The organism is Rhodococcus sp. SG20037 (genome assembly GCF_031763325.1).
Taxonomy (GTDB): Bacteria; Actinomycetota; Actinomycetes; order Mycobacteriales; family Mycobacteriaceae; genus Rhodococcus_F; species Rhodococcus_F qingshengii.
The window spans coordinates 65,121-78,608 of the sequence record NZ_CP134497.1 but is presented as its reverse complement, the minus strand read 5'-3'; the positions used below and the strand labels follow the sequence as shown (position 1 = coordinate 78,608).

Here is a 13,488-nt window from a genome sequence, read left to right as displayed (position 1 = left end):
AATCATACTGTCTGGGCGTTGTGTCTGTCCGATGCACGATTGATGAAGGTTTGTTACAGATCGTGCGAATTGCTTGCAGAAACAAAGCCGCACCCCACCGAATGCGGTGGGGTGCGGCTTTGTGAGAGCCTCTAGCGCTGCGGAGCCGCTGTCGGGTGGATCGGTGACGGAAGGGCCGTGACACCCTCGAGGTAGGTGTCCACAGCGGCTGCTGCGGAACGTCCCTCGGCGATGGCCCAGACGATCAGGGACTGGCCGCGGCCCATGTCGCCGGCCACGAACACGCCGTCGACGTTGGTGTTCCACTTCGACGTGCGGGCGACGTTGCCACGCTCGTTCAAGTCGACACCGAGATCGGTGAGCAGACCCGGCTTCTCGGGACCGACGAAGCCCATTGCCAGGAGCACGAGATCGGCTTCGAGCTCGAAGTCCGAGCCCTCGACCTTCTCGAAGCGACCCGACTTCATCTCGACCTCGTGAGCCTTGAGTCCGGTGACCTTGCCGTTTTCACCGACGAAGTTCTCGGTGTTGACGGAGAACAGACGCTCGCCGCCCTCCTCGTGAGCCGAAGCCACGCGGAACATGAGCGGGTACGTCGGCCACGGAGTCTGCTCGGCGCGAGTCTCCGGCGGACGCGGCATGATCTCGAACTGGTGGACGCTGGCCGCACCCTGACGGTGCGAGGTGCCGAGGCAGTCCGCTCCGGTGTCGCCGCCGCCGATGATGACAACCTTCTTGCCCTCAGCGGTGATGGTGGGAGCGTCGAGGTCACCCAACTGCACGCGGTTGGCGATCGGCAGGAACTCCATCGCCTGGTGGATGCCGTCCAGTTCGCGGCCCGGGATCGGAAGATCGCGAGCTGCGGTGGCGCCGCCGGCCAGAACCACTGCGTCGAACTGCTCACGCAGCTCGTCCGCGGTGATGTCCACGCCGACATTGACGTTGGTCTTGAAGACGGTGCCTTCGGCTTCCATCTGCTCGAGACGGCGGTCGATGTGCCGCTTCTCCATCTTGAACTCGGGGATGCCGTAGCGCAGCAGGCCGCCGATGCGGTCTGCCCGCTCGAAGACCGTCACTGCGTGACCGGCGCGGGTCAGCTGCTGCGCTGCAGCCAGACCGGCCGGACCACTGCCGACAACCGCAACCTTCTTGTTGGTGGCGTGCGCGGCGCGAACCGGCTTGACCCACCCTTCGTCGAAGGCCTTGTCGATGATCTCGACCTCGACCTGCTTGATGGTGACCGGATCCTGGTTGATGCCCAGGACACAGGACGCCTCACAGGGTGCGGGGCACAGACGACCGGTGAACTCCGGGAAGTTGTTGGTCGCGTGCAGACGCTCGATGGCGTCGTGCCAGTGGTCCTTGTAGACCAGGTCGTTCCACTCGGGAATCAAGTTTCCGAGAGGGCAACCGTTGTGGCAGAAAGGAATTCCGCAGTCCATGCAACGGCTGGCCTGGGTCTTGAGGGTTTCCTTCGGGAACTCCTCGTAGACCTCTTTCCAGTCGAGCAGGCGCAACGGCACCGGCCGGCGAACCGGAAGTTCGCGCGACGTGTGCTTCAGGAAGCCGCTTGGATCACCCACGAGCTGCCTCCATAACTGCCTCGTCCACGTTCTTGCCATCCTTCTCTGCGGCCGCGATGGCCAAAAGAACCTTCTTGTAGTCGCGGGGCATCACCTTTGCGAAGTGACCCACCTGCTGCGACCAGTCAGCGAGGATGCGCGTTGCAACCTCGGAGCCGGTTTCGTCGCGATGACGTTCGATGGCGCCCTTCAACCAGGTGAAGTCGTCGCCCGAAAGATCCTCGAGGTCCACCAGTTCGGTGTTGAGGTTCTTCTCGAATGCCTTGTCGGGGTTGTAGATGTACGCGACGCCACCGGACATGCCGGCGCCGAAGTTACGTCCGGTGGCTCCGAGGATGACCACCTTTCCACCCGTCATGTACTCGCAACCATGATCGCCCACACCCTCGACGACGGCAGTGGCGCCGGAGTTACGGACTGCGAAGCGTTCGCCGACGACACCGCGAAGCAGAGCCTCGCCGCTGGTGGCGCCGAACAGGATGACGTTGCCACCGATGATGTTGTCCTCGGCGACAAAGCCTTCCGCTGCATCGAGCGGCGGGCGTACGACGATGCGTCCGCCCGAAAGGCCCTTGCCGACGAAGTCGTTGGCGTCGCCGTGCAGGCGCAAGGTCATACCGCTGGGCACGAAAGCACCGAAGCTGTTACCGGCGGAACCGGTGAACGTGATGTCGATGGTGCCCTCGGGCAAGCCCTCTCCACCGAACGCCTTGGTGACCTCGTGGCCGAGCATGGTGCCGACCGTGCGGTTGACGTTGGTGATCGCGGACTCGAAGGAGACCGCCTCACCCTTGTCGAGTGCGTTGCGGGCCGAGACGATCAACTGCTGATCGAGTGCCTTGTCCAGACCGTGATCCTGCGTGCCGGTGCAGTGGACGTCCTGGTCCATGAACGCGGACTCGACCTGGGTCAGGATCGGCGACAGATCGAGATTGCCTGCCTTGCTTCCCTTCCAGTGATCGAGAGCGCGCGTGGTGTCCAGCATGTCGACCTGGCCGACGGCTTCGAGCAGCGTGCGGAAACCGAGTTCCGCGAGAAGCTCGCGAACCTCTTCGGCGATGAACATGAAGAAGTTCTCGACAAATTCCGGCTTGCCGCTGAAACGCTGACGCAGCAACGGGTTCTGCGTCGCGACACCGACGGGGCAGGTGTCGAGGTGGCAGACGCGCATCATGATGCAGCCCGAGACCACCAGCGGTGCGGTGGCGAAACCGAACTCCTCGCCGCCGAGCAGGGCAGCGACGACGACGTCGCGACCCGTCTTGAGCTGGCCGTCGACCTGCACGACGATGCGGTCACGGAGACCGTTGAGCAGCAACGTCTGCTGGGTCTCGGCGAGGCCGAGTTCCCACGGTGCGCCCGCATGCTTGACGGAGGTCAGCGGGGTGGCACCGGTGCCACCGTCGTGACCGGAGATCAGAACGACGTCGGCATGTGCCTTGGAGACACCGGCCGCGACCGTTCCGACGCCGACCTCGGAGACCAGCTTCACGTGGATGCGGGCCTGCGGGTTGGCATTCTTCAAGTCGTGGATCAGCTGAGCGAGATCCTCGATCGAGTAGATGTCGTGGTGCGGCGGCGGCGAAATCAGCCCGACGCCAGGCGTGGAGTGCCGAACCTCGGCCACCCACGGGTACACCTTGTGAGCCGGAAGCTGGCCGCCCTCACCGGGCTTGGCTCCCTGCGCCATCTTGATCTGGATGTCGGTGCAGTTGCTCAGGTAGTGCGAGGTGACACCGAAGCGTCCCGACGCGACCTGCTTGATGGCACTGCGACGCAGATCGCCGTTCTCGTCCGGCGTGAAGCGCGACGGATGTTCGCCGCCCTCACCGGAATTGGAGCGGGCGCCCAGACGGTTCATCGCGATGGCGAGAGTCTCGTGAGCCTCGGCGGAGATGGAGCCGTAGCTCATCGCACCCGTCGAGAAACGCTTGACGATCTCGCTGGCCGGCTCGACCTCGTCGATCGAGATCGACGGCCGCTTGCCGATGTTGAAGTCGAACAGACCACGCAGAGCGGCAAGGCGCTCCGACTGGTCGTTGACCATGGTCGTGTACTCCTTGAACACCTCGTACTGACCTGTGCGAGTTGCATGCTGGAGCTTGAAGACCGTGTCCGGGTTGAACAGGTGGTACTCGCCTTCACGACGCCACTGGTACTCGCCGCCGACCTCGAGCTCGCGGTGAGCGCGCTCTTCGGGACGATCGAGGTACGCGATGCGGTGACGTGCTTCGACGTCGGCTGCGATCTGGTCGAGGCCGATGCCACCGAGCTGCGACTGCAGACCGGTGAAGTACTCGTCCGTCAGCTCCTGCGAGAGGCCGATGACCTGGAACAGCTGAGCACCGGTGTACGACGCGAGCGTCGAGATGCCCATCTTGGACATCACCTTCAGGACACCCTTGCCGGCTGCCTTGATGTAGTTCGCGATGCCCTTCTCGAGGGTCAGACCTTCGAGCTCGCCGTTCTGCAGGAACTCGTCGATGGTCTCGAAAGCCATGTACGGGTTGACCGCTGCGGCACCGAAGCCGATGAGGAGCGCCATGTGGTGCACCTCGCGGGCGTCGCCGGCCTCGACGATGAGACCGACCTTGGTGCGCGACTTCTCGCGAACCAGGTGGTGGTGCACGGCCGAGGTGAGGAGCAGCGACGGGATCGGCGCGTAATCCTCGGTGGACTCACGGTCCGAGAGCACGACGATGCGTGCGCCACCCTCGATTGCCTGCGAGACCTGGTACTTGATGCCCTCGAGCGCACGACGGATACCGTCGCCGCCTTCCTTGACGGGGTACAGGCCGCGGATCACGACGCTGCGGAAGCCCGGGAATTCGCCGTCGTCGTTGACGTGAACGAGCTTCGACAGGTCGTCGTTGTGCAGGATCGGCTGCGGGAGCGCAATCTGCTTGCAGGAGTCCGCATTCGGGTGCAGCAGGTCACCCTCGGGGCCGATGGTCGCGCCGAGGCTGGTGACGACCTCTTCACGGATCGCGTCGAGAGGCGGGTTGGTGACCTGAGCGAAGAGCTGCGAGAAGTAGTCGAACAGCATCCGGGGACGTGACGAGAGCACGGCGATCGGAGTGTCGGTACCCATCGAGCCCAGTGCCTCGGCACCGGAGAGAGCCATCGGCTTGACCAGCAGGTTGACCTCTTCGTTGGTGAAACCGAAGAGCTGCTGACGCAGGACGACGCGCTCGTGCGACATGTACGTGTACGGACGGTCCGGCAGGTCGTCCATGTGGATCAGACCTTCGTCGATCCACTGCTGGTACGGGTGCTCGGCAGCGAGTTCGTTCTTCAGTTCCTCGTCGCTGATGACCCGGCCCTGCGCGGTGTCCACGAGGAACATGCGGCCGGGCTGGAGGCGGACCTTGCGGACCACGGTGGACGGATCGATCGGCAGGACGCCGACCTCCGACGCCATGACGACGAGGCCGTCTTCGGTGATCCACAGACGCGACGGACGCAGACCGTTGCGGTCCAGCACGGCGCCGATGACGGTGCCGTCGGTGAAGCACACCGACGCCGGTCCGTCCCAGGGCTCCATGAGAGCCGAGTGGTACTCGTAGAACGCCCGACGAGCGGGGTCCATGCTCTCGTGCTTCTCCCAGGCTTCCGGGATCATCATGAGAACTGCGTGCGGCAGGCTGCGGCCGGCGAGGTGCAGCATCTCGAGCACCTCGTCGAAACGAGCGGTGTCACTGGCGCCCTGGGTGCAGATCGGGAAGATCTTGTCCAGGTTCTCGCGGCCACCGAAGACGTCACTGTCGATCAGGGACTCGCGAGCGCGCATCCAGTTCTCGTTGCCGGTGACGGTGTTGATCTCACCGTTGTGAGCGACCCGGCGGAACGGGTGCGCCAGCGGCCACGACGGGAACGTGTTGGTGGAGAAGCGCGAGTGGACCAGGCCCAGTGCGCTCTCGACACGATCGTCCTGCAGGTCGAGGTAGAAACCCTTGAGCTGCGGGGTGGTGAGCATGCCCTTGTAGACGAACGTCTGGCCGGACAGGCTGGGGAAGTACACGGTCTCGCTACCCGGGCCACCCTTGCCGGCGCCTTCGGAGCCGAGTTCGTGCTCGGTGCGCTTACGCACCACGTATGCACGACGCTCGAGATCCATGCCGGTGTACTTGTCACCCTCGGAGCCGATGAAGATCTGACGGAACGTCGGCATCGCGTCGCGCGCCAATGCGCCCAGCGAGGAGTCGTCGGTTCCGACCTCGCGCCAGCCGAGAACCTTCAGGCCCTCTTCGACGACGATCTTCTCGACTGCAGCAGCAGCCTCGTGTGCATCGGCATCGCCCTGCGGGAGGAATGCGATACCGGTTGCGTACGCGCCTTCGGCGGGCAGCGCGAAGTCCACGACAGCTCGGAAGAACTTGTCGGGAACCTGCAGCAGAATGCCCGCACCGTCACCCGTGTTGGGTTCGGATCCGGCAGCGCCGCGATGCTCGAGGTTGACCAGAGCGGTGATCGCCTTTTCGACGATGTCCCTGCTGCGGCGACCATGCATGTCGACAACAAATGCGACTCCACAGGAGTCGTGCTCATTGGACGGGTGATAGAGGCCCTGGGGGCCTGGAAGTTGCTTCATACCCAGCCTTCGTATGCCATAAAGATGCACCGACGACCAGCAGCGCTGATGGCCATCAACTTGCAATGCAAGTCCTTCAAAGCACCGACACGACGATGTGTTCGGTACCACCGAAGTAGCCGCCCTGCGCAGACGCGATGGTGTGCGTTCTGGCACCCGGCGACGTGAGTCTTCGGTCGGTTGAAACTTTTGTGAGTCAACCGTGTAACGAAAACGATAATTCAGAACCCCGGCACGGGCGCAACTAAGGTAGCCCTATAATTGCTCTGAACTGCGGCGATGCAGGGAGCCAGAAGGCCCCTCGACAGATTTCGGAGCTGCGTCTGTGCAGAGAAGTTCCGATTCACAGGATACCGAATCCGCAGGAAACAGGCGCGATGGGCGATGAATGCAACAACTGGCCGCAGCGATAAGAATCAGCTGCGGCCAGTGCGCCTCGAACTGTAACAAAAGTTGATCGATCAACCAAGGTCTAGGCCTGAATTGTTTGCTCGCAGAATGCCATCGCTGTAATTTCCGTAGGCTCACCCTTGAGAAGACGGGTGGCGAAGAGCAAATGACAACAGCAGTAGTGGTGGGCAGTGGCCCCAACGGTCTCGCGGCGGCGATCGAACTTGCCCGCGCCGGAATCGACGTCCATGTCATCGAGGGTGCGGACAAGATCGGCGGCGGCACCCGCAGCAGCGAATACATAGTCGACGGACTCGTCCACGACGATTGCTCCGGCTTCCATCCCACCGCTTTGGCTTCTCCCTACTTCAAGGCCCTCGACCGCGAATTCGGGCTCGCCAAACATGGCCTGACGTGGCTGTGGCCCGAGATCGATCTGGTCCATCCACTCGACGACGGCACCGCCGGGGTTCTGTGGCGCGACATCAACCGGACCGCTGACGGATTGGGTGCCGACGGTAAGAGGTGGCTCGACGTCTTCGGATACCTATCCGAGAACTTCGACGAGTTGGTGCAGGACGTCTTCCAGCCGATCGTCCACGTCCCGAAGCACCCGCTGATGCTCGCCCGTTTCGGGACGGGCGCTCTGCTTCCCGCGACGGGTTTCGCGCGGATGTTCAAGACCCCACAGGCGCGGGCATTGTTCGGTGGCGTCGCGGCGCACATGTTCGGGACGCTGACCCTTCCACTCTCCAGTGCTGTCGGCTCGATGCTCACTGCGGCCGCTCATGCTCACGGTTGGCCTGTCGCGCAAGGTGGTTCGGGCTCAATTGCAGCCGCCCTCGCGTCGATCCTGCGCAGCCTCGGTGGCACCATCGAAACCGGGAACTGGGTCACCAACTACTCCCAGATCGCCGGTTACGACATCGTCATGCTCGACATCGCACCCGACGCTGCCGGTCGTCTGCTCGACGGTCGGCAGCCCGACCGCATCGCCCGGGCCTACCGCAAATTCCGCTACGGCACCGCCGCCTACAAGGTCGACTACGCCGTGCGTGGTGATTCCGACGGAAGCGTCGTGCCGTGGACGAATCCGCATGCCCGCAAGGCCGGCACCCTGCATCTGTCCGGGACGATTTCGCAAACTGCTGCTGTCGAACGCCAGACCGTTCGGGGTCAGATGCCGGACAAGCCCTTCATTCTGTTGGGCCAGCAGTTCTTGGCCGACCCTTCCCGTTCCGTCGGAGACATCCATCCCGTGTGGGCGTATGCGCATGTACCGCATGGCTATCCGGGTGACGCCACCGATGCGGTCACGCGTCAGATCGAGCGCTTTGCGCCGGGGTTCCGGGACCGGGTCGTGGGCGTCCACGTGCGCAATGTGCCGCAGATGCAGGCGTACAACCCCAACTATGTGGGCGGCGACATCTCCGCGGGGGCGAACACTGCGCGGCAGATCATCGCGCGCCCCCGGTTCGGACTGGACCCCTATGCCACCGGCGCCCCGGGCGTCTACCTCTGCTCGTCCGCAACTCCGCCGGGCGGCGGGGTTCACGGGATGGGTGGGTTCAATGCCGCGCGGGCGGCGCTGAAGTCTCGGGGTTGAGGCGTCCCCGATGGGGACGACATTTCGGACAAACGACTTCTGAATGGTCACCTAACCCAGTCAGCCAACACGGACGAAACGAAGATGCCCGGCCCATGGCCGAAGCGAACCCACGAAAGGGCAACTAATGGCATGAGACGCAGGACATGCAGTGCTAATCAGGCACCTCGCCGTTGGTGTCGAACCACCCCGCTCCGACCTCAAGAGACTCCGAGAAAAGGGTGCGGACGCTGCGGATTCCCCTGCTGTCGAGCTCGCGCTGAGCTGCCTCGATCTGATCGAGTCCGGCGGCTGCCACCGGACCGGCGCCGACGACAACCCAGATAACCGACGTGGCTGCGGCTTGCTCGAGTGCGGTGCTGTAGTCGGCTGCCGCATCGGCACCGATGACATCGGTGCGCGCAGCGAACGCGAGCATGGCCGGTGATCCGGTGAGAGCGATCATCACGACGGAACTGACGGGGACGAATCCGAGCAACGCCGGGATTGCGGCCAAGACGTCGGTGGCGGTCCTCAAACGGATGTTCTGCATGTCGTTCCCCTTGCTGTGAAAGTGACCGGGCCTCGTGCCCCGCCAATTTTTTTCGCCTTCTGGCAAAGGAGAATCGCGTCGGCATGAGGGGGCTGGAGTGCCACCCCTGGGCCGAGAAAATTTTGACGGGAGCTTGCGAGTGGCGAAAATTTCTCGGAGCCATCGGCCGGCGCTTGCGCCGCCAGGGGTTGCGCGCAGGTCACCGCCGACGAGAATCGGAAGGCCAGAAGGAGAAACAAATCAATGCTTTTTCACAGAACGGAGCGCAGCGGAGTTCATGTCGGGGGACACCGAAGGTGGCCGGCCGCCGGGCAGGCGTCACCTTTCCACCGGCCGCGTGCAGTCGCAGCACTCCCACTGCCCACCGACCCGGGTACAGGTGCGGCGTTGCTCGCACAACCAGCACCGTTGATTGCGTCGGGTCAACAACTGCGCTCCGGTCGCGGCGGGCCGTGGGGTTCGGTGGTCTCGGTGCACTCTCGCTCGGATACGGGCCTGATCATGTCGCCGAAGATGCGGCGGCACTGCGAGCAGATTTCTCCGTCCTCGGCCACGATATTCGGGCATCCCGCGAGAACGCATCCGGTGAACATCTGCGGATCCACCATCGTCTCTGCCCTCGGCGCGTTCACCATCGGAATCGGATTCCGTGCAGTGCGGCGGCGCGCTCGACTCGGCCGTAAACCCGATTCACCCGTGAGGGTGCGATCTGTCCGGCGTCCTAGGCGCGGCGGGTCGCGACGGCGAGCATGGGCGACAGCTTCGCGGGCGGTCACTTCGTGCGCGAGGGTGAGCCACCCGATTTCGGCTTGCATCCCTCCCAATCCGACAAACGGTACCGATGAACGGTCGAAGATTACGCCCCCGCTGTCAACGATGGCCAGGGTAAACTCCGTATGAGCAGGCGTGCCAGTACAAAGGCTGCGGCAATCGCGGAACCGGTGGAGATCCCCTCCCAAAGGCTGCTACTCATGGCGCCGACAACCACACCGGAGAGGCTTCCCGCTGACAGCGCAAACACGCCGTCGAAACGCGCCGGACGATTTTGATGCATGCCGTCAACTCTCACCTCAAAATAGAAATCCTCGCGACGGCGCGGATGAAGACCGTGATCGACAGTCGCTATGCCCCTGCTCATTTGGCGCCAGAGCGTCATCTACGCCGGGTTTTCGAATGCTAATTCGACGGCTGGAGTGGCTATTTTGCCTTCCTTTGGGCCTCGAATGCCGCACTAGCGCCGAGCTGGACATGGTGTTGCGTTATCCCCGTACTGATGTCTACCCATTCGGGAGCCGTCTAGTCACCGAAAGTTACTTCGGCTAAGCCGTTGCCCGCAATCGGAACTGTTGTGGACATCGAGCGACCCGCAGAATCGACGCCCACGGATGCGCTGACCGCCGCCAGCAGGTGTCGCTGTGATTTCGGTGGCGAGGGCATGGCTGATGCACGCCGCTAGCACCACGTTCCTGCGATAGCTCTCGCGAGCCACGCCGATTCGGGGCCCGTACTTCGCGGCGCGCCCAAAGCAGTTCGGTAGGCGAGATAGTAAGCGGGGTGGTTGGCGTATTCGCCAAAAGAAATCCGGCTCGTAATGTTCGTGCGTTATGGCGTGACGATCGGGAATGCAGGATCTGGTCGGTCGGTCAGGGCAACAATTCTGCTGATCGTCGTAGCGTCCCCGTCCATCGCGATACCGTCGCTACCAGAGCCGGACAGCAGACCGAGCAGCTGCGACTTCGTCAGTGTCACTACGAGATCAGCCGGATCGGACCGCCCCGTGGGGTAATGGATCAGTACGCCATTCGAAAGCTCCATTCGATACGACTGGTCGACGTCGGTGAAGTGCCAGCGGATCGTCGCTGTCGTGTCCCACGCCTTCGGACCGTTGATCCGGATGGCAACACTGTCGAAGACTTGGGTGATGGTGAGCGCGGACGCCATCCCGGCGGCGCTGACTTCAGCGGGGTGCGGCGGACCATCGACTTCGCTGGCCCCGACGAGATAGTTGTTTCGCCACGTTGCGCACTCGGAACCGTAACCAAGACGTGTCAACGCTTCGGCCAGAACCGCTTTCGCGCCGGCATGGCCCGGATCGGCGAACACCGCGTGGCTTGCCAGCTCAGCGGCAAAGCGTAAGTCCCCTTCATCGGCGAACTCGCGGGCCCGCGCGACGGCCGCCTCGATGCCTCCGATCGCGCGGACGTAGCGTGCACCGGCTCCTTCCGGCGGGTGCTGCCAGAGGTGCGCGGGGTTGCCGTCGTACCACCCGAGGTAGCGCTGGTAGATCGCTTTCACATTGTGGCTGACTGATCCGTAGTACCCATGGGTGTGCCACGCCGCGTCGAGGGCCGGCGGCATTTCGAAGTCTTCGGCGATCTCGCTGCCGACGAGACCTTGATTGAGCTGGCGCAACGTCTGATCGTGGAGGTAGGCGTAGAGATCACGCTGCTCGGTCAAGTATCCGATCAGATTGTCGGTGCCCCAGGTAGGCCAATGATGCGAGGCGAAGGCGACGTCTGAATCGTAGCCGAACATCTCGATTGCCTCGGCAAGGTAGCGCGACCAGTTACGGGCGTCGCGCACCTCCGCACCACGCAACGTCAGGAGGTTATGCAAATTGTGAGTTGCGTTCTCCGCCAGGCACAATGCACGGTGGTCGGGGAAAAAGAAGTTCATTTCCGAGGGAGCCTCGGTACCGGGAGTGACTTGGAAAATCATGCGCACGCCGTCGAATGTTTCTTCCTGGCCGGTGTGCGTGATGTCCAAGGTCGGTGCAAGGAGTCCGACGGTTCCAGTCGACGTACTGGGCCCCAGGCCCGCGCCCAGTGTTCCGTCCGCCCCTACCGGAAGCACGATGCCGGTGTGGAACATCCCGCGCCGCAACATCGCTCCGCCCGCATAGACGTTCTCGGAGACCGCGTGTTCGAGGAAATGTTCAGGAGCGATGATCGGCACCGTCGTGTCAGCATCGACAACGCCGAGCACCCCACCGAAGTGGTCTATGTGTGAATGGGTATAGATGACTGCGGTGACCGGGCGGTCGCCACGGTGCTCTCGATACAGTGCCAGACCGGCCGATGCGCATTCGGCGGAGACGAGCGGATCGATCACGATCACGCCGGTGTCGCCCTCCACGAGAGTCATGTTGGACAGGTCGTAACCGCGGATCTGGTAAATGCCGCCGGTGACCTCGAATAATCCGTGGATCGCAGTCAGCTGCGCTTGACGCCACAAGCTGGGGTTCACTGTGTCAGGACAATCTCCTGATGTCGCCTGGGCGAATCCTGCTGCGTCGTACACAATCCGACCGTCGCCGGCGCGAACCTGCGCGGGCTCGAGGGTTGCAACCAGTCCACGGCCGGCATTGTCGAAATCGGTGCGGTCGGCGAAATCAGCGGGCATCAGGACTCCTCAAGAGACGGTCGGCGGTTCCGAATCGAGAACACAAAACGTAGGCCGGAATTCAAGAACGCAGGTCGGAGTTCAAGATTGGCAATGTGCACGAATGAATCACAGGCCGACTCCATCCCTTACCTTCAGAATGCGAACTCTTCGCCCCATCGTCGCGACAACACCGCCAGCGGACATCACCCGAAGTGGATGAACCCGTACGCCACCGAGGGCTGGATCCTCAGTGCCCCATACAACGGCTGGGATCAGGTCAGACCGGCGCTAGGTTGGGGACCCGGCCTGGCCAAGTTGTGACCGGTTCCCATCGAACGCCACCCGTGCTGAGCACACAACACGAATGACCAACTACATGTCGGTTCCGACCCCTCGATCGAATCCGACTCATCGAACGTATTCGGCAAGCATCAGGCAAACTCGCAAATTGGACAGAAATCCACCAAACGAACGAAGGTGACCCCGCCCTCAGGGTGAGATCAGGGTCCGATTTCGATGTACAGAGGAAGGGCCCACCCCCGGCGAGTCGACAGCCGGAAGGCAGGCCGTGCGCGACTGAACTGACCACTCAGAATCGCCGCAGCAAAGAAATGATAGCCAATTCCGTCGTTACGCAAACCCCGCCTCAGTAGCTCGTGACCGCTGATCCATTGAGGTTCTGTCCTGGACGGAGAAGGATTTGGGTATGGATGCGGAAGAGGAGCAGCGACTGATTGCTCACGCGACTTCGCGCTTGAAAGTCCGATATCCGGGTTTGGCTTGTATCAGGTTTGGGATGGCACCGAGCGGATCGCGGTGGCGATTGTCGTAGCCCGATCGATTGCAACGTGACTGTTGTTTCCCGCTACAGGTTTCGGCACAGAGTACTGCGGGCGGTGTTCAGCACTTCGGCGATCTCGGTCATGGATACGCCGTCGCCCTTCATTTTGGTCGCCTGCCGTTTCTTCCCTGGGGTCAGCGAGGACGACGCAACATCGCGAGCCCACTCGCCGACGTTCGAGGACCCGCGGGTCGCACTCGCGCCATCGCCACCGCGATCCGTACCGGGATCGAACAGCACGTAAGAAGCGATGTCATCGAAGAGCATATCGCTGCGGCCGAGGCTGCGGGACGTCCGCTCTCACTCTGGTAGCGCCAACACTCGATACTGACGATTTACGTTCACCGTGGATGTATTTCATTGCAGTGCATCGACTTTCATATATAGAATGACATAATATAAGTTATCGGTGAACGATACGGCTGGGATTCTGTCGAGCTGCAACAGATCTGCCCCCGAACGGACCACTCGGCAGGGACGGTCAGCTGTGGCGGCTCGACAGTGCCGCAACCGTAACCCCGGCTCTGCACATCAGAGCCGGGGCAGTGAAACGCCATCTGC

Annotated in this window: 7 protein-coding genes; 1 reads left to right on the top strand and 6 read right to left on the bottom strand. The window is 62.8% G+C overall.

Annotation, left to right across the window (positions count from 1 at the left end):
- Positions 1 to 131: 131 nt before the first annotated feature.
- Positions 132 to 1,583, bottom strand: coding sequence for a glutamate synthase subunit beta (locus RHP72_RS00400; protein WP_003943594.1), 1,452 nt, complete (start codon positions 1,581 to 1,583; stop codon positions 132 to 134).
- Positions 1,576 to 6,174 (bottom strand): glutamate synthase large subunit, encoded by a 4,599-nt coding sequence (gene gltB, locus RHP72_RS00395; protein WP_083058061.1) that lies wholly within the window; start codon positions 6,172 to 6,174, stop codon positions 1,576 to 1,578. The genes RHP72_RS00400 and gltB overlap by 8 nt, the downstream gene beginning before the upstream one ends.
- Before the next feature lie 556 nt (positions 6,175 to 6,730).
- Between gltB and RHP72_RS00390 the strand changes: the two genes are divergently transcribed.
- The gene (locus tag RHP72_RS00390) at positions 6,731 to 8,170 is read left to right on the top strand and encodes an NAD(P)/FAD-dependent oxidoreductase (protein ID WP_311094175.1); all 1,440 of its coding nucleotides are present in this window, start codon (positions 6,731 to 6,733) and stop codon (positions 8,168 to 8,170) included.
- 154 nt (positions 8,171 to 8,324) lie between these two features.
- Here the strand turns inward: RHP72_RS00390 and RHP72_RS00385 are convergent, their stop codons facing one another.
- From RHP72_RS00385 to RHP72_RS00370, 4 genes are all read right to left on the bottom strand, one after another.
- Complete coding sequence (locus RHP72_RS00385) at positions 8,325 to 8,702, bottom strand: DUF4192 family protein (RefSeq protein ID WP_064688044.1); 378 nt, start codon at positions 8,700 to 8,702, stop codon at positions 8,325 to 8,327.
- Between the two features lie 422 nt (positions 8,703 to 9,124).
- Complete coding sequence (locus tag RHP72_RS00380; RefSeq protein ID WP_054781538.1) at positions 9,125 to 9,517, bottom strand: hypothetical protein; 393 nt, start codon at positions 9,515 to 9,517, stop codon at positions 9,125 to 9,127.
- A 787-nt stretch (positions 9,518 to 10,304) separates the two neighbouring features.
- Positions 10,305 to 12,104: an alkyl/aryl-sulfatase gene (locus RHP72_RS00375; protein ID WP_063315320.1), complete on the bottom strand. Its 1,800-nt coding sequence runs from the start codon at positions 12,102 to 12,104 to the stop codon at positions 10,305 to 10,307.
- An 847-nt stretch (positions 12,105 to 12,951) separates the two neighbouring features.
- On the bottom strand, positions 12,952 to 13,194 hold the full coding sequence (locus RHP72_RS00370; RefSeq protein ID WP_054781540.1) for a hypothetical protein: 243 nt from the start codon (positions 13,192 to 13,194) through the stop codon (positions 12,952 to 12,954).
- Positions 13,195 to 13,488: the final 294 nt, after the last annotated feature.

Coding starts and splice junctions, on each gene's coding strand:
- gltB (WP_083058061.1), bottom strand. CDS start 6,174: ATGAAGCAACTTCCAGGCCCCCAGGGCCTCTATCACCCGTCCAATGAG.
- RHP72_RS00390 (WP_311094175.1), top strand. CDS start 6,731: ATGACAACAGCAGTAGTGGTGGGCAGTGGCCCCAACGGTCTCGCGGCG.
- RHP72_RS00385 (WP_064688044.1), bottom strand. CDS start 8,702: ATGCAGAACATCCGTTTGAGGACCGCCACCGACGTCTTGGCCGCAATC.
- RHP72_RS00380 (WP_054781538.1), bottom strand. CDS start 9,517: ATGCAAGCCGAAATCGGGTGGCTCACCCTCGCGCACGAAGTGACCGCC.
- RHP72_RS00375 (WP_063315320.1), bottom strand. CDS start 12,104: ATGCCCGCTGATTTCGCCGACCGCACCGATTTCGACAATGCCGGCCGT.
- RHP72_RS00370 (WP_054781540.1), bottom strand. CDS start 13,194: ATGCTCTTCGATGACATCGCTTCTTACGTGCTGTTCGATCCCGGTACG.